16 protein-coding genes are annotated in these 15,949 nt (G+C 61.9%); 12 read left to right on the forward strand and 4 right to left on the reverse strand.

Features of this window, described 5'->3' with window-relative positions:
- The first annotated feature begins 24 nt into the window (after positions 1 to 24).
- The 10 genes from lipA (at position 25) to AB4Z15_RS11145 (ending at position 9,220) form a co-directional block, all read left to right on the forward strand.
- Positions 25 to 1,032: a lipoyl synthase gene (lipA, locus tag AB4Z15_RS11100; protein WP_442017311.1), complete on the forward strand. Its 1,008-nt coding sequence runs from the start codon at positions 25 to 27 to the stop codon at positions 1,030 to 1,032.
- 23 nt (positions 1,033 to 1,055) lie between these two features.
- Positions 1,056 to 1,841: a methylenetetrahydrofolate reductase gene (locus AB4Z15_RS11105; RefSeq protein ID WP_442017312.1), complete on the forward strand. Its 786-nt coding sequence runs from the start codon at positions 1,056 to 1,058 to the stop codon at positions 1,839 to 1,841.
- 176 nt (positions 1,842 to 2,017) lie between these two features.
- A complete protein-coding gene (locus AB4Z15_RS11110) occupies positions 2,018 to 3,427 on the forward strand; it encodes a protein kinase domain-containing protein (protein WP_442017313.1) in 1,410 nt (469 codons plus the stop codon).
- A 504-nt stretch (positions 3,428 to 3,931) separates the two neighbouring features.
- Positions 3,932 to 4,387, forward strand: a complete 456-nt coding sequence (locus tag AB4Z15_RS11115) for a hypothetical protein (protein ID WP_442017314.1) — start codon at positions 3,932 to 3,934, stop codon at positions 4,385 to 4,387.
- Between the two features lie 259 nt (positions 4,388 to 4,646).
- Positions 4,647 to 5,330: a hypothetical protein gene (locus AB4Z15_RS11120; protein WP_442017315.1), complete on the forward strand. Its 684-nt coding sequence runs from the start codon at positions 4,647 to 4,649 to the stop codon at positions 5,328 to 5,330.
- 1 nt (position 5,331) lies between these two features.
- Positions 5,332 to 5,838 carry a hypothetical protein gene (locus AB4Z15_RS11125; protein WP_442017316.1) on the forward strand — a complete coding sequence of 169 codons (507 nt, stop codon included), beginning with the start codon at positions 5,332 to 5,334 and terminating at the stop codon, positions 5,836 to 5,838.
- A complete protein-coding gene (locus tag AB4Z15_RS11130) occupies positions 5,835 to 7,127 on the forward strand; it encodes a hypothetical protein (protein ID WP_442017317.1) in 1,293 nt (430 codons plus the stop codon). Before AB4Z15_RS11125 ends, AB4Z15_RS11130 begins: the two co-directional genes overlap by 4 nt.
- A 161-nt stretch (positions 7,128 to 7,288) precedes the next feature.
- Positions 7,289 to 8,359, forward strand: a complete 1,071-nt coding sequence (locus AB4Z15_RS11135; RefSeq protein WP_442017318.1) for an FUSC family protein — start codon at positions 7,289 to 7,291, stop codon at positions 8,357 to 8,359.
- Between the two features lie 63 nt (positions 8,360 to 8,422).
- Positions 8,423 to 8,824, forward strand: a complete 402-nt coding sequence (locus tag AB4Z15_RS11140; protein ID WP_442017319.1) for a hypothetical protein — start codon at positions 8,423 to 8,425, stop codon at positions 8,822 to 8,824.
- 135 nt (positions 8,825 to 8,959) lie between these two features.
- Positions 8,960 to 9,220 (forward strand): GlsB/YeaQ/YmgE family stress response membrane protein, encoded by a 261-nt coding sequence (locus AB4Z15_RS11145; protein WP_224093026.1) that lies wholly within the window; start codon positions 8,960 to 8,962, stop codon positions 9,218 to 9,220.
- Between the two features lie 75 nt (positions 9,221 to 9,295).
- Here AB4Z15_RS11145 and AB4Z15_RS11150 read toward each other — a convergent pair whose 3' ends face one another.
- Complete coding sequence (locus AB4Z15_RS11150; RefSeq protein WP_442017320.1) at positions 9,296 to 10,057, reverse strand: hypothetical protein; 762 nt, start codon at positions 10,055 to 10,057, stop codon at positions 9,296 to 9,298.
- 85 nt (positions 10,058 to 10,142) lie between these two features.
- The gene (locus tag AB4Z15_RS11155; RefSeq protein ID WP_442017321.1) at positions 10,143 to 10,823 is read right to left on the reverse strand and encodes an excisionase family DNA-binding protein; all 681 of its coding nucleotides are present in this window, start codon (positions 10,821 to 10,823) and stop codon (positions 10,143 to 10,145) included.
- A 176-nt stretch (positions 10,824 to 10,999) separates the two neighbouring features.
- Here AB4Z15_RS11155 and AB4Z15_RS11160 point away from each other — a divergent pair, with 176 nt between their 5' ends.
- Positions 11,000 to 12,232 (forward strand): hypothetical protein, encoded by a 1,233-nt coding sequence (locus tag AB4Z15_RS11160; RefSeq protein WP_442017322.1) that lies wholly within the window; start codon positions 11,000 to 11,002, stop codon positions 12,230 to 12,232.
- Between the two features lie 33 nt (positions 12,233 to 12,265).
- On the opposite strand, the gene AB4Z15_RS11165 is transcribed toward AB4Z15_RS11160, so the two are convergent.
- Both AB4Z15_RS11165 and AB4Z15_RS11170 read right to left on the reverse strand, forming a co-directional pair.
- On the reverse strand, positions 12,266 to 12,727 hold the full coding sequence (locus tag AB4Z15_RS11165; protein WP_442017323.1) for a hypothetical protein: 462 nt from the start codon (positions 12,725 to 12,727) through the stop codon (positions 12,266 to 12,268).
- Positions 12,724 to 15,126: a molybdopterin oxidoreductase family protein gene (locus tag AB4Z15_RS11170; protein WP_442017324.1), complete on the reverse strand. Its 2,403-nt coding sequence runs from the start codon at positions 15,124 to 15,126 to the stop codon at positions 12,724 to 12,726. The genes AB4Z15_RS11165 and AB4Z15_RS11170 overlap by 4 nt, the downstream gene beginning before the upstream one ends.
- Before the next feature lie 250 nt (positions 15,127 to 15,376).
- On the opposite strand from AB4Z15_RS11170, the gene AB4Z15_RS11175 reads away from it, so the two are divergent.
- A partial coding sequence (locus AB4Z15_RS11175; RefSeq protein WP_442017325.1) for a TasA family protein occupies positions 15,377 to 15,949 on the forward strand: 573 nt, incomplete at its 3' end.

Here is a 15,949-nt window from a genome sequence, read left to right on the forward strand (position 1 = left end):
TACAACCAACAAGGAAGTAAATCCATGACCCTGGCACCTGAAGGCCGTAAGTTGCTGCGCGTTGAGCAGCGTAACTCGGCTGTCCCGGTTGAACGCAAGCCCGAGTGGATCAAGGCCAAGGTCCAGATGGGCCCGGAGTTCGTCGGGTTGAAGAACCTGGTGAAGAAGGAAGGCCTGCACACTGTCTGTGAAGAGGCCGGCTGCCCGAACATTTTCGAGTGCTGGGAAGACAAGGAAGCGACGTTCCTGATCGGCGGGTCCGAATGCACCCGGCGCTGTGATTTCTGCCAGATCGATACCGGCAAACCCTCCCCGGTGGACATGTTCGAACCCACCAAGGTGGCCCGGTCCGTGCAGGCCATGCAGCTGCGCTACGCCACGGTCACCGGAGTGGCCCGTGATGACCTCGCCGATGAAGGTGTCTGGCTGTACGCCGAAACTGTCCGCAAGATCCACGAACTGAACCCCGGCACCGGGGTGGAACTGCTGATCCCCGACTTCTCCGGCAAACCCGAACACATCGCCGCGATCTGCGATTCCAAGCCCGAGGTGTTCGCGCACAACGTCGAGACCGTGCCCAGGATCTTCAAGAGGATCCGCCCGGCGTTCCGGTACGAACGTTCCCTGGATGTCCTCACCCAGGGCCGGGACCTGGGCATGGTGACCAAGTCCAACCTGATCCTGGGCATGGGCGAAACCCGCGAGGAAATCTCCGAAGCCCTGAAGGACCTGCACGCGGCCGGGTGTGATTTGATCACGATCACCCAGTACCTGCGCCCCTCCGAACGGCACCTGCCGGTGGACCGGTGGGTCAAGCCCCAGGAATTCGTGGACCTCCAGCACGAGGCCGAAGAAATCGGCTTCCTCGGTGTCATGTCCGGTCCGCTGGTCCGCTCCTCCTACCGGGCCGGGCGTTTGTGGGCCACCGCAATGCGCAAGAAGGGCTGGGAAATCCCCGCAGCCCTGGCCCACATCGAGTCCTCCGGCACCACCCGCCAAGAAGCCTCCACCATCCTCGCCGCCCACGCCTAACCTCACATCAAAAAAGGACACCCATGCTTCCCCTCCGCGTTGAGATCATCCCGTCCGAGGGAATCGTGGACGCCGTCAGCCAGACGTTACCAACATCTACGGTGATCAGCATTACCTGCCTGCCCAAGCACGGTGTGGGTGCCACGCTGCGGGCCGCGGTCCAGTTAAGGGAGCTCGGCTATACCGTGGTTCCCCACCTTGCGGCGAAGGCTCTTGAAAGCCGCGCCGAACTATCAGCCATACTGGGTGACTGCTCGGCGTCGGGCATCACCGAAGTCTTCGCCATCGGTGGCGACGGGCAGCCCTCGGGTTCGTATTCCAATGGTGGCGAATTGCTGCGCGATATCGCCCAGATCACCTCCGGTGCAATGGCCGTTGGAGTGGCTGGGTACCCCGAAGGGCATCCGGACATCACCAGCCTGCAGTTGGTTGATGCGCTGCTGGAGAAGCAAGAGCACGCCACCAAGATCGTCACCCAGATGTGTTTCTCGGCGGACAAGATCCATGATTATGTGGCCATGCTTCGTCGTGAGGGCGTGCTCCTTCCAGTCTGGGCAGGTGTGGCTGGGGCCGTGCCCAAGGTAAAGCTGGTCTCGCTTGCCACCAAGATCGGAGTGGGATCGTCCCTGAAGTTCCTCAGTCGCAAGGGTCCGCTTGCGCGGAGGCTCCTGATCGGGGAGAGGTACACGCCGGACACTCTCATCGACGAGCTCTCAGCGCGCCCCGGGATCGAGGGCATTCAGCTCTACAGTTTCAATTCCTTGGACGCACTCCCAACGCCGCAACACGTCGTCCAGGGGCGTTGGTAACCGGAGCTTTGAGGTGCGGAAGTGCCCCGATTTTCACGGAAAAAGTAGTAGCAAACTCCATGGTTGGCAAGGCGGGGCAGAGGCTGTACGTTTGCCGTAGGAAGGTTACTTAGCAACTGCATCGCAGCGCAGGATTACGCCGGCGCAGCGCGCTTAGACGCAAGAGGTGTAGGGCCGTGAGCGCAGGCGGTGAAGCTCTCGTTGATCCAACAGGCGGCGGGGACATTCTCAACGGCCGCTACCGGATTCTGGAGCTACTCGGGCACGGGGCGATGTCCACGGTCTGCAAGGCCCGTGATGAGATCCTGCTGCGCGACGTTGCACTTAAGATCTTTTCGCCAGGCTCAGCCGATGAGGGCTTCGAGGAGCGCCAACAGGCAGAGATGCGGTTGCTGGCAGGATTTGACCACCCAGGTTTGGTGCACATTTACGACGCCGGTGTGGACGCCGGAACTTCCGGCCCGCCACAGGCTTTCCTCGTCATGGAACTGGTTTCCGGAAGTAATCTTCGTTCGGTGCTTGCACAGGGTCCGCTCAGCCTCGCAGAAACAACCCATATCGGCCACGCCCTTGCAGGTGCCCTCGTACAGGTTCATGGCAGCGGAGTGATTCATCGGGACATCAAACCCGCCAACATCCTGGTTTCAGAGACTCCGGGGCCTGATCGCATAGTAAAACTCGCCGATTTTGGCGTGGCCAGAATATTGGAAGGTAGCCGCCTGACTGCCACCGGAATGACGGTGGGGACGGCCCAGTACCTCAGCCCGGAACAGGCCCTCGGGCGGCCCTTGACTCCTGCCAGCGACATCTACTCCCTCGGCCTGGTGCTCTTGGAATGCCTCACTGGCAGGACCGAGTATCCGGGGACGCCAATAGAGTCCGCTGCAGCGCGTCTTCACCGTGCCCCCGTTATCCCGGAACAGATCCATCACCCCATAGCCCAGCTGTTGAAGTCGATGACGGACCTCGAACCAGACAACAGGCCGACCGCTGCGGAGATCGAAGAATTCTTGGGCCGCCCTTGGCAAGAGGCGTATGCACACCCAGCAGCTACGTCGCTTTTGCCACCTCTGCCCGCCCGGGCACCCGCCATCGGGCCAAGAACTGCAGTTTCTCCGAAGCTTCATAGAAGTGGTGGAGGGGGCCGACTCGGAGCAGTGTTGATGGTCCTTCTCGCGGCAGCGATCGCCGTACCCCTCGCGGTGGCGCTGTCCGGTCAGGGACCCCTCCCGGCAGACGTTACCTCGCCATCTCCGGTTACCCAGGAATCCAACGTTCCTTCCCCCGTTGTCACCCCCGCACCAGTGGTGACAATTACCACCCCTGGACCGGTGGAAACAGTTCTCATTCCAGGCCCGGTGCAAACCATTCAGTTGCCTCCGCCGGGCTCAGGAGGAGGCGCGGTAGTGGCTCCGCCGGCAGATGTGAGCCAAGCCAGCCCAACTGCCGTTGCCCAGGAAACCGAATCCCCGGGGTCCGTTCAGCCAGCAGACAGCCCATCAGCGGGTGTGGGCCGAGGGGACGGCCAATCCGACGAAAAGGGCCTCGGGGACGAAAAGAAGGGAAAGGGCAAGCACGAGAATTAAGGCCCCGGCAAGCCCGTCCGGGGAGCGTCAACGATCCCCATGATCGAACGCCAGCGCAGTTTTGGCTCAAGATGGGCACAATGTTGACGCACTGCTGCCATCGTTCCCTGAATCCGTGGCTCGCGGCGCCTTCCAGCGGCCCGATGCCGCCCCTACAAGACTGAGTACTCCCTGATCGACCCGCCTGGAGCCTGTCCCAGCACGCGAAAAAGGCAGTGGCGGTGGGTAGAACGCCCTGTTCGATCCGTGCATCGAGCCGACCCACGCGGCCATCACGCCGAAGGCGAACCAAGTAGTCGAAAATCCAGAAACTGAGTACTTGCCAGCGCAATCAACGTATTCCTGACCCCTTGGTCGGGCGGAAAAGAGGCGTACACCCAAGAGTAGCCACGGTGGCACTGCTGGCTGAACTATTGGGGGCATCGCTTCATCCGCCGGAAACGGTCGGGTGCTGGGGGTTGCGATGCGGCTCCCCGGGAAAAAGATCAACCAAGGAGTCATACCATGCGCAAGCTTTCCAAGAAGAGCCGGATCACCGCCACCGTTGCAGGCGTGGCATTGGTAGCCGTAGGTGGCGGAGCTGCCTACGCCTACTGGACCACCACGGGATCAGGCAACGGCTCAGCCGCCAACTCATCAGGTGGCGGAATTGTCGCCCTCCACGCCACGTTCAATGCCGGCCTGGCGCCGGGCAACCAAACGGCGGTGGCCTACACCGCCGATAACTCGACGACCTCTGGGACGGTCGTCGGAGCCCTCGCCGCGAACGTAACCACGAGCGACGCCGGCTGTCTTCCGGGCTGGTTCGAGGTCACCGCAGTTACGAGCAACTCACTCGTCGCCGCCAATTCGACCGGAACGTCGGTTGGTAGCGGTGTCCTGAAGTTCAACGACAGCGGCACCGCCAACCAGGACGCCTGCAAGTCCGCGACCGTCACGGTCAACGTCTCCAGCCAGTAGCGTTGCCCAGCCGGGGACCACCTTGCGAGTGGTGGTCCCCGGCTTACGCATTCCGCCCGCTGAACGCTTACGTCCGAAAAGAGAGCTTTCCATGGACCACCGGCCAGAGCGCACCACGCCTTTCCGTCGAGCTGGAGTACCACTCCGGGCGATTTTACTTGCGCTCGTCGTGGCCCTTGTTCCCGTGGCGGCACTCGCCGCAAGTAGTGGGCAAAGCGCTACGCAAGGCAATCCGCCCAAGGTGGCCAAGGGGATTACTGTGACTTTGTCGCCCTCGAGCCGCAGCCTGGATCAAGGGCAGTCCACCACCTTTGCAGTGTCAGCCACCTCCACTGGAGGCTTCGTGGGACCCGTGATGTTCAACGTCGCGGGCCTTCCGGCCGGAGCGACAGCCGCGTGGTCGCCGTCGTCGGTGGTTCTGGGATCCGGCGGCACCGCTCAGGTGTCGTTGACCATCACCACGGCGACCACTACGGCGGTCGGCAAGTCCGACTTCACCGTGACGGGGACCAGCGGCACAGTCCAATCCAACGCAGCGCCGGGCCAGTTGCAGGTTCAGGAAGTCAAACGGACCTTCGGCGTTACGGGATCACTGAATGGGCTACTGGCGCCTGGAGTGTCCAGGGCAGTGGAGCTGCAGATTTCCAACCCCGAGAAGAAGAGCATCGCCGTCACCAACCTGACGGTTGCGATTGCACAGGTGGTGCGCACGCCGGCAGCGGTGGCCGCCAACCTCCCCTGCAGCAGCGCTGACTACCAAATCACCCAATACTCCGGAACGTACCCGTTGACAGCTCCCTCAGGGCCCAGCTCGCTGACCTCCCTGGGAGTGCCCCAAAGCAAGTGGCCGCAAGTGCGGATGCTGGACACGTTGCAGCTTCAGGATGGTTGCAAAGGCGCGACCCTCCAACTCACCTTCTCCGGGACGGGACAGGCGAACTGACATGAAAACGCTCAGCCGGAACCTCCGTAGCGGACGGATCGCCCGCAGCACAGCTGCCACAGTGGCCCTCTGCATCCTGGGCGGCGCAGGGACCGCCTACGCTTATTGGACCAGCACCGGTCTCGGCAGTGGTTCGGCGACCAACGGCACCATGCAAACCGTGACTGTGGATGCGTTAGTCGCAGGGGATACCTTGCAGACCAGCCTCGTTCCAGGTGGAACAGCCGACGTCATCCTCCGCGCAAGCAACCCCAACGCCCACGCGGTTAGCATCTATGGATTTGCGGCCAACGGTGCTGTTACTGCCGATGCCGCGCATGCCGCCTGCACCACCACCGGCGTGACGTTCACGCCACCTCCCACACCGTTGGCCCAGCCCGTCACCATTCAGGCAAATACGTCCATCCTGCTGACCCTGCCGAACGCAGCCAGCATGAGCGCGGCCTCACTCTCCGCCTGCCAAGGCGCCCAATTCAAGGTCCCTGTCACGCTGGAGGTACGGAAGTGAGCCCGCTGCATCAGTCCGCTGCTTCGTCGTCCTCGACTCGGGCGACCATGGGCGCGTGGAACCGCGCCCTCGTGATCGTTCTCGGTATCCTCCTCGTCTCCTGGGGCGGACCGGCTGCAAGTGCCTTCTGGAGTTCTGTTAACAGCGGCTTCGGTGCGGCCAAGGCCGACGCCGTCGCGCAGGGCGCCAAACCCACTACCTCGGTTTCCGGAGCCAGCGTTACAGTCACCTGGGCAGCGAGCACGACGGCGGCAGGCCGGTCTGTGAGCGGGTACAGCATCGCCCGCTACGCCTCGGCGACCGGCGGCACAAAAGTCGCCGCGACAGGAACCTGTGGCGGCACGATCACGGCCCTCAGCTGTGTGGAGGGCAATGTTCCCGCCGGCACCTGGTTCTACTCGGTGACGCCTCTGCTTTCCCTGTGGCAGGGGACGGAAAGCGCTCGAAGCACGGGCGCAACACCTGTTACGGATACCACCCCACCGCCGGCGCCAAACCTGACAGTGCCAGCATATGTCCACAGCGGAAACGTAACGGCTGTTCCCGTGACCGGTACAGCAGAGGCGTTGTCCTCGGTGGCCCTGACCGTTACAGGCACAGGTGCCCTGCCCGTGACCCAGACTGTCAGCGCCAACAGTTCCGGCAACTGGACTGCCACGCCATTGAACCTGAGCGACTTCAGCCCAGGGACCATCAACTACTCCGCACGGGCAACCGATGCAGCAGGTAACACCGGTCCTGCAGGAACGGGATCGTCCATCAAGGACGTGAGCTCGCCGACGGTAACTGGGGTTCGGCTCAACAACGTTTCGGGCGGCACCCCCGGCAAGATGGAGAAGGGCGATTCGGTGACGATAACGTTCTCGGAACCCGTCAACCCGACCACGATCTGCAGCATCTGGGCCAACAACACCACCAACGTGCAGACCCAAGCCGGCAACAATGCAGACAACGTGATAGTCAACGTAGCCCCCGGAGTCACTACCAGCACGCTGACCGTAACCGGGGCTGGTTGCCCCACCCTCAGGGTCGGCAGTGTTGCACTGGGCGGCAACTACACGGACTCGGCGCTCACCTTTAGCGGCAATGGCGGCAACGCCTCCAGCCTGAGCTGGAATCCGACGGCACGAACGCTCACCATCACCCTGGGTGGTGGAACCGCCGGTAGCAACACGGTTTCCACGTCCCCCACGCCGATCCCAAGCTACACCCCGGCATCCGGCATTACGGATATTGCGAGCAATCCGCTCTCCACCAACACAGTGCAAGGTGCAACTTCCCGCTTCTAGCAACAAGTAATGCGTAACTGATAGTGCCCCTTCATCCTAGTGATTAGGGGCACTATCTGTACGCAAACCCGGAGTAGTCCAGCGCCCGGAGCGTAGCCTTGAAGCGGACGCCAGCGCCGCCGTCGTACGTTTTTATCCTGCGACGAAAGGCGAACCGCACCTTGAAGGCTGTAGCGGAAATGTTCACGATGGGTCCAGGAAACAAGGACCATCACCCGGCTCTCCGTTGCGCTGTAGGTGTCTTTGTTCCATTGATTTCACTGACGCTGTTGGGGCGGTTGGATCTGGCCGTATTTGCTTCGTTCGGTGCGTTTACGGGCATTTATGGTCGCAATGAACCGCACAGCGTCCGCTTCCGAAGTCAGCTGCGTGCCGGTAGTTTCATGCTGCTGATCATCCTGCTGGCGACGCTCATGGCGCGGGGAGCGCAATCCTGGGGAATCGAAGGCGCCGCGTATTCGTGGCTGCTGACTGCTGCTACCACTCTCGTGGCAGGAGGGTGCTCGGTGGTTGTCGCGGCCTGGAGGCTGAGGCCCGGCGGTTCCCTCTTTCACATCTTCGCTTTCGCTGCGATCGCATCCATCCAGGCGCAGCCGCCGCTTGGGGAGGCAATGCTCGTTGCGGCAGGGACGACGGTCTTCTGCCTTCTGATCGGTATGTCATCCCGGGTTTTCAAGAGCCACAGGACCCCGTGGAAGCGGCCGCCGCGCATCCGCCACACCACCCCGGAACGTCGGGCGATCTGGTTGGAAGGCGGTGGATACCTGATCGCGGCCGGCCTTGCGGGGACCATCGCGACGCTGGTGGGGGAGAGGCTTGGCTTCGGCCACACTTATTGGGCCATGGTCGCGGCAGTGGTTCCATTGGTGGGGCATTCGACGCGCCATCGCGTGAGCCGTGGCATCCAAAGAATCGCCGGAACGGTGGTCGGGTTGGTGCTGCTTGCTGGCATCCTCTGGCTCAATCCCGCGCCGTGGGCCATGGTCCTGGTGATCGCTGCTTGCCAGTTCGGCGCTGAAATGTTCATCGCGCGGCAGTACCTTGTGGCGCAGATTTTCGTTACGCCGCTTGCCTTGGTCGCTACTTTGCTGGCAGCCCCAGTCGATCCCGGCCTCTTATTGCGGGACCGCATCGTCGAAACGTTGATCGGGGCCGCCGTCGGCGTTGCCGTTGTGGTGGCTCCCGCTCTTTGGCGGCATGCGCGGGTCACAGTCCCGTCTGGCTGGACTTAAATGATAAGTACACATATAACTAGTTAGCCAAGTTAGTTACTAGGGAATGTGTGGGAGAAGACGATGACAGTCGCACTGCGTGAACCAAGCTCCACACCAGTGACTGGGAATACCGTAGACCTCGCTGCGGAACGGGGAGTGTCGATGGGCCCCGTACACTGCGGTTCGCACATGGCCATCTCCGCAGGACCCGGCTACGACTCCATGCAGTGGATCACCGTGGAGCCAATATGGCCGGAGTGGGCTTGCAGTTGCGGATTCAGAATGGACATTGACGCCCTTGACCCGGTCAGCGGCGTCTGGGTCGCGGCCCTTCGCCGCCAAAGCCTCCAACACGAGCTGGCCATTTCCCAGAACACGCTCGCCTTGGCCTTCAAAAAGGCCGTCGATGCCGGAGTGGACCCCCGCGCCCTTGCCGAGGTAGCCGGACTGCCCGTTGGAGAGATCGAATCCCTCCTTCAGTAACTGGGACGCCCTGAAACGTCTGCCCGCCGAGTTGTCGGCATAGTTCGCCGCACAAGCGGGCAGCTAGCAATCAGGCCGATGGCGGCACCCGGTATTGGTGCTGGCCGAGGCCTACGTACGAGAAAAGGGAAACACATGGGAATCATTGGTTGGATTGTTTTGGGTTTGATCGCAGGAGCCATTGCCAAGGCCATCATGCCGGGCAGGCAGGGAGGCGGCTGGATCGCGACGCTCCTGCTGGGGATCGTGGGCGCCGTGCTGGGTGGCTGGATCGGTAGTGCCATCTTCAAGGTGGGCATCAACGAATTCTGGTCGATCTCCACTTGGTTGCTCGCAATCGGAGGCGCGCTGATCGTACTGGTTATCTGGGGGTTGGTCACGCGCAGGAAGGCTTGATTTATCGAGCTTGCGGAGGCCCGGACGCGAACGCGTCGGGGCCTCCGTTTTCGTGTAGCTCTCGTCCTGCCAGTACTAGTCCTGACAGTGCTCGACGGCGACTGGAAGCTTTGGCGCGTTCGGCGGATTCACTGCCGTAGCCCTCGGTAGAACGAGTCCTTGCGGATTTGAGGCCAGGATGCGCAAGGCATCCCTTGCGCCGACTCGATCATGTTCTTCAAGCATGAGCCAAGAGGGATGAAGAGGATCCAGCAAAGCTGTGTGGATTGTTTGGACACGGCTGCGGTCGCTGCCCTTCAGTTCTGGCACCACCTTTAGGGCGTCGGTAATGGTTGCGGCCAGCACCGCTGCATCGTCAAGATGGCGACGACCATCGCGTGAGTCTTCCCTAAATGCTGCGCCCTTCAGGACCAAAGCGCCAAGCGTGTTTGGGATGCTGATAGTCACTGCTTCTTTACCTGTGGTGATCTGGCAGTACATGGTGCGCTGCAAGGCCTGCGTGCCCGCCGGGAGCCTGAAAATGTCTCGTCCGCCAAGGCGTTGGGGAGGCTTTGCGACTCCATGATCAGCGACCATAACATCCACTTGTTCCTGGCCGCGGACAAAGCGGTGCGCCGGGGCGGATCTATCGATGGATGGCTGCAGTTCGTAACCGAGTCCGCCCAACGATTCGGTGACTTCGGATGCGGTTACAGCCCCCGTTTCGACATGAAGGACTATGTCTACATCGGCCGTTGGCCGGGTGACCAGAAGGCCTGCCGCGGCCGCATGCAGTTGCACCATGAGCCCACCGACCAGCGTCCACTTTGTAGCAGGTAGCGCCTTTGCCAACTCCATGCACTGTGGCCATGGACTTCCCCAACCTCCAATTGGTATGGGCATGTCGCGAGTGGGCCGCTTGCCAAGATTCTGGCGATTTTGATCATCCATTGAGCAGCTCTTCAAGGACGCGCATACCAGCTGAACGTTCCCTGGTAGCCAGGGAATCCATGAGGTCCACCGCGATGGCGGCCAGGGGTGTGGTCTGCTCCACGAAAGGTTCAGACAGCGAGGTTTCCCGGATGGTCACGTTTCCACTGGGATCATCGACCATTCCCAGTGCGGCGGCGATCTTGCTGCCATCTCCCGGCGTTGCGTACCCGTCGAAGAATCCGCCTCCGCCAGCGAGCCCAAATCGGTGAGCGATCTCGTTATTGCGCAGCGCCGCGCCGGCAGTTGGTATCAGTGCTTCCTGAAGTGCGTCGACGGCAGTTGGCGTCGCCCGATACCGTTTCACTTCTGCACGATTCCTGGCAAGTTGCTGAACCTCTCCCGGATTTAGATCGCGGAGGCGGCGCGTTAGCCGATACCTGCTGGTTGATTCAATCCAGGGTGCCTTGTCTCCGGAGAGCAAGCAGAGTGCAGCCCATGCGGTCTTCGGCGTCCAGAGTCGGCCCGAGCGCTTTCCTGATTCCAGAGCACGATGCAATGAAGCGGGGTCTATGAGAATCGTGTGGCCCACCATGCCCATGTCCGTCAAGCGACCGCTCTTCAGCATTTTACGTACGGCGACGTCGCTGACGCCTAAGCGCTTGGCGGCTTCCTTGGTGGTGACAACATCCATGCTTAAAGGTTCTCATAAAATAACCATTCTGTATATACTGAATGGTTTTCTAATAAGAACCATTCTGCGCACTCCCGGTCACAAAGCCCCCGCAGCAACACGAGTGTGGGCGCCCTGAAAAGCTCGGATACGCTGCTTTCGAGTTACACCACATCGCACGCTAAGGGTTATCAACGATGCTCACCTCAGCTGTCGACGGCGCGCCCCGCCGTCGGCCGGATCCTGCCCCGAAGAAGACTGCAACTGAGCTCGGCGCCATCGGGACAGCGTTGGGCGCGTTGGCTGCGGTCATCCTCGCCGGAGTCCTTGCACTCGTCCTCCACACGCTCGCGCAGCAATCGCCGCGGCTCGGCCCGGCATTTGAAGGCTGGGCTGCATCGGTCACCAACTCACCTTTTGCAGCGGTCCGATGGTTCTTTGGCGACATGACTGAGCCGCTGTTCTACAAATCAGAGCTGGCAGCTTGCGGGTTGCTTGCCGGGGCTTTGTTGGCTTGGTTCGCTGGCCGACGGGGCAAGAACTGGGCTGGCCAGCTGACGTATGGCACCGGACTGTGGCCGTGGGTGCTGACGTCGGCATCGCTCAGTTTGCTGTTGTCCACCTTGGTTTTCGGCGGGCTGCTCGACGACGGATGGCAGCCCACGTTCGTACCTTTTGTTTGCGTGGCCCCGGCCTTGGTCCTGATGTATGGACCCGGTTGGCGGACCTGCGTGACCGGAGCTGTGCTCGGGGCCTTCACCGTAACGCCCACCGCGTTGGTGCTGATCCCAACGGTCGCCGCGCCGCTGGGACTGCCGGCCGTGGTGGCGAACGTCCTCGCGATGTCCTTGGGATCAGTGCTGGCTTTCCTCATTGCCCGGAAATTGCCATGGCTTGTCCTACGCAAGTCGACTCAGCAGCCGCAAGCCATCCAGCCGCCGTCGGGCGTTAACCCTGTTCTTAAGGACGCCATATGGGCGATGCGCCGGGTCCTCTCTGACTTCACGGAAACGCAATTCTTCGCCAACGAACTCGCCAGCGCGGGCATGATCCTTGGCGTCGCGACGGCATTCTTGCTCAATCCTGCACTGCCCTCGTACGGTTCCAACCTGGTTCCGCACATCCTGTTCGCGCAGGCCCTCACGTCGGCTATCGGCGTGGTTCTTTGGCGGGGGTGGTTCCGCAATGCTGGGTGGGCTGCCACCTATGCGTCACTGGTCTCAGTGGCGCCGGCCGCCGTGCTCGCCTACGACGGCTCGTGGCAGAGCATCATCGCCGGTGCATTGCTTGGAGCCGTGCTTGCCCCTCCCATCGCCAGGGCTATTTCGGCCCGGCTGCCGGAGGGTTTCCACCCGGTCATCGGCAACACCGCCGCCATGGCAATTTCGACGGCGGTCGCCCTCCCGATCCTGGGGCTGCTGCACCGCTGACTTAGGCTGCGATCTACTTAGTCTGCGACCTCCTTAGTCCGCGACCAGCAGCGCTTGCGGCGCGGCCTGCTTCATCCGGGTTTTCAACCAGCTGAGCTGAACCTCTGTCTCTTTGTGGCACTGTTCGACGACGGCGAGCAGCTCGTCGTCGCGAAGTGCGGACCCGGCTTGATTCACCACAGTCCACGTGACATCGACCAAGCTCGCCAGCAGATACAGGTCCTGCAGGTCGCGAAGGAGGCCGACAGGACCGGTTCGCGTTTCCGATAAACCCTCGGCATGGAGCCGCTCGGGCTCATGGTCCGATGTGTCTTTGCCGTACCGCTCCGCTATAGGGAGGAGGAGTTCCTCGTGCTTATCGCACTGCTTGGCCAAGGACTGGCAGAGGAAATGAATATCGGGCTCGGAGCCGTGGCCATCGGAGACCTGCCGGAAGGACTCGGCCAGGGTAGCCTCACCCTGATGCAGCAAACCCAGGTAGATGTTGAGGTTCATTGTTGTTGTCCTGCCTGCCGTGAAGCGGTGGTGTTGGGCGCCGGTGCCGGTCCGTCGCCGTCGCGGATTTTCTCTACTTTCACTGCGGCATTCTTGTAAAGCGGTTGCTTTGACACCGGATCCCACTCGGTGATGGTGAGCTCGTTGGCTGCGGTCTTCCGCGAATCGTTGGCAGAATCACGCGGGCTGGATGGCGTTGAGTCCCAGTATCCGTAGTGGAAAGGCGCAAAAACCGTCCCCGGCCGGACGCCGCTGACTCGAGCCGGCGCTTCGATAAGGCCTCGCCGGGACGAGACGCGGACGATGTCGCCCTCTGTGATCCCCAGCGCGGAAGCGTCCTCGACCGAGAGTTCCACCCACATCCTTGGTGCTGCAGCATTGAGGGTCCGGGAGCGTCCTGTCTTGGTCCGTGTGTGGAAGTGGTATGCCGTCCGACCGGTGGTGTACCGGAGCGGGTAGGCGTCGTCCGGTTCTTCGTGCGGTGGATGATAGCTGGTTGTTTTGAGCCAAGCGCGGCCTTTGGGCATCTTGGCGCGGTACGCCTCCGGCTCCACTTCGGCTCCTGTCAAGAGGTCGTGACCGTAGTTCTCGCAATAGTCAGGATCGCTGGGAAAAACGCCGTCCGTATAGAGTCGTGTGGTGCCTTCCGGGTTTTGCTCATTGCAGGGCCACGGGATCCCGCTGCCGCCACGGAGTTTCGCGTAGCTCAGACCGGTGTAGTCGCAAGGGCGTCCGCGCGAGCACTCCTTCCAGGCTTCGAAGGCGTCTTCCGGCCCCTCCCACGTCAACAAGGGCGTGCCGTCCAGGGTAGTGAAGCCCATTCGGTTGGAGTAGTCCAGGAAAATATCCAGATCACTGCGGGCGTCCCCGGGTGGGTCAACGGCCTTATCAGAGATATGGACCACGCGGGATGCGTTGGTGAATGTCCCTGTCTTTTCGCCCCATGCCGCGGCGGGGAGGACGACGTCGGCCATGCTGGCGGTTTCTGTGAGGTATAGATCCTGCACCACCAGGAACAGTTCCGGCTTAGCCAGGATCTCGCGTATCCGGGGCAGCTCGGGCAGGGAGACGGCAGGGTTCGTAGCCGAGACCCAAAGGAAATTAATGGACCCTTGCTCGGCGTAGCGGAAGATTTGCATGGCATGGGTTGGCGGTGCCCAGTGGGGGATGATCGCGGGATTCACGTTCCACAGGGAGGCCAGTTCTTCAACGTGTTTCGGATTGTGCCAATTACGGAAGCCCGGGAGGTCGCCGTCGGCCCCGCATTCACGGTTGTTTTGTGCCGTCGGCTGCCCGTTCATCTGTAGTAGGCCGGCTCCAGGTCTGCCGAGCATGCCGCGCAACAGGTGCAGATTATTGACCTGGCAGGAGGAAGCCGTGGCCTGTGATGATTGGTAGAACCCCTGCAAAACGGTGGAAAGTACCCGATCCGAGGTGCCGAAGATGCGGGCCGCCTTCCTGATGTCGTGGGCGCTGACACCGCACACCTCGGCAGCGGCCTCGGGCGTCCATTCCTCCACGGCGGATTTCAGCTCGTCGTAGCCGAGCGTGTGGTTCTGGATGTACGCGGCGTCCTCCCAGCCGTTCTCCAGCACCTCCCGGACCAAGGCGTGCATGAGCGCGAGATTGGTGCCTGGCCGCACCGCCAGGTGCACGTCGGCAAAGCGTGCGGCCTCCGTATTTCTGGGGTCGACGCATACGAGTTTTGGCGGGGTGGGTCCTGAAAGCCGGTCCAGGATGCGGGCCCAGAGAACTGTCTGGGTTTCGGGCATGTTGTGGCCGTAAAGGAAGATGCCATCGCAATTGTCGATGTCCTCATACGCGCCGGGCTGACCGTCTGCTCCAAAGGTTTCCTTGAGCGCGGATGCGGCCGTCGCAGTGCAAAGGCGCGTGTTTCCGTCCATGTGGGGGGTCCCGACACCAGCCTTCCCAATCACGCCCAGGGCGTAGTACTCCTCCAGGAAGAGTTGGCCGCTGGTGTAGAAACCATGGCTGAGTGGACCTTTCTCCTTCAAGAGTTGCTTACTGCGTTCCACGATCCGATTCATGGCCGTGTCCCAGTCAGTCGCGACCAATTCGCCGCCTTCCCGTATCAACGGTTGGGTGAGGCGGTCCTTGTTCGAGACACCCTGCCAGCTGGCGAAAAGACCTTTCGGCCCGAGGCGTCCCTTGTTGATGCGGTCTTCGGCGCGGCCCCGGATGCCCACCATGACGCCGTTCTTCACGGCAATGTCACAGCCGCAGCCATTGCTGCACAGCACGCAAGCGGACTGGACCCAATGGTCAACGTCGCCCTCCGTGAGGCCTTCCTGCAGGGCGTAGTCAACGCGGGAAGGCCACTCCGCTTGCCGTGCAAACGGGGTCCTCGAGCCCCATATATCCCTAATGCGATCCACCATGATCCCACCTCTTTATCTAGGCTTTTCCCCTCGTTACAGGATTATCAGGTTGCTTATCATCAGTCCAGAGCGCCTGCCATGTGGTGGGAAAAGGAAAAAATACTCTTGATCTTTTCCTGAGCAAGTGTTGATGGATTGCAGGAGTGGTTCTTGATCCGGGCCCGGCACAGTGTTTCTTGTCAGCCACTCAGGGCCGGCACAGGAAACGGCCGGCCGGCAGCGGTGGCCTCCCGAAAGGACACTGATTCCCATGGCCATCAGCCTCAAGACCACCTCCGGCAAGGTCCTCGCTTCCGTCGCACTGCTCGGCACCGCAGCCGCGGTCGCCGGCATGGGAACCTATGGCGCGTTCACTTCCTCCACCTCGGCCAGCCAGCAAGTCACCGCCGGCACCGTCACCATCGCCCTGGGCACCGGAGCGAACAACACCCTTAACGTCCCCGTCGCGGGCCTGCTGCCCGGAGACAAAGTCGAAAAGCTCGTCACCTTGGCCAACACCGGCAACTCGGACCTGAACAACGTCACCCTCACCACCTCCGCCGGGGCCACCGCCTCACTGCTCACCACGGATGTGACCAACGGCCTGCAGCTGACCATCGAGAACTGCTCGGTCGCCTGGACCGGCGCGGCAGCCCCCTACACGTGCTCCGGGACCAAGACCACGGTCATGGCCTCCGCCCCGGTGATCACCGCGAACAAGGTCCTGAACAACCTGACCGCCCTCACCTCGGCCAAAACCGACTACCTCAAGGTCACCACCGCGTTCCCCACCACGGCCAACGACACCTTCCAAGGCGCCACCAGCACCATCGCCTTCGCCTTC

This window comes from Paenarthrobacter sp. 2TAF44 (genome assembly GCF_052114885.1).
Lineage (GTDB): Bacteria > Actinomycetota > Actinomycetes > Actinomycetales > Micrococcaceae > Arthrobacter.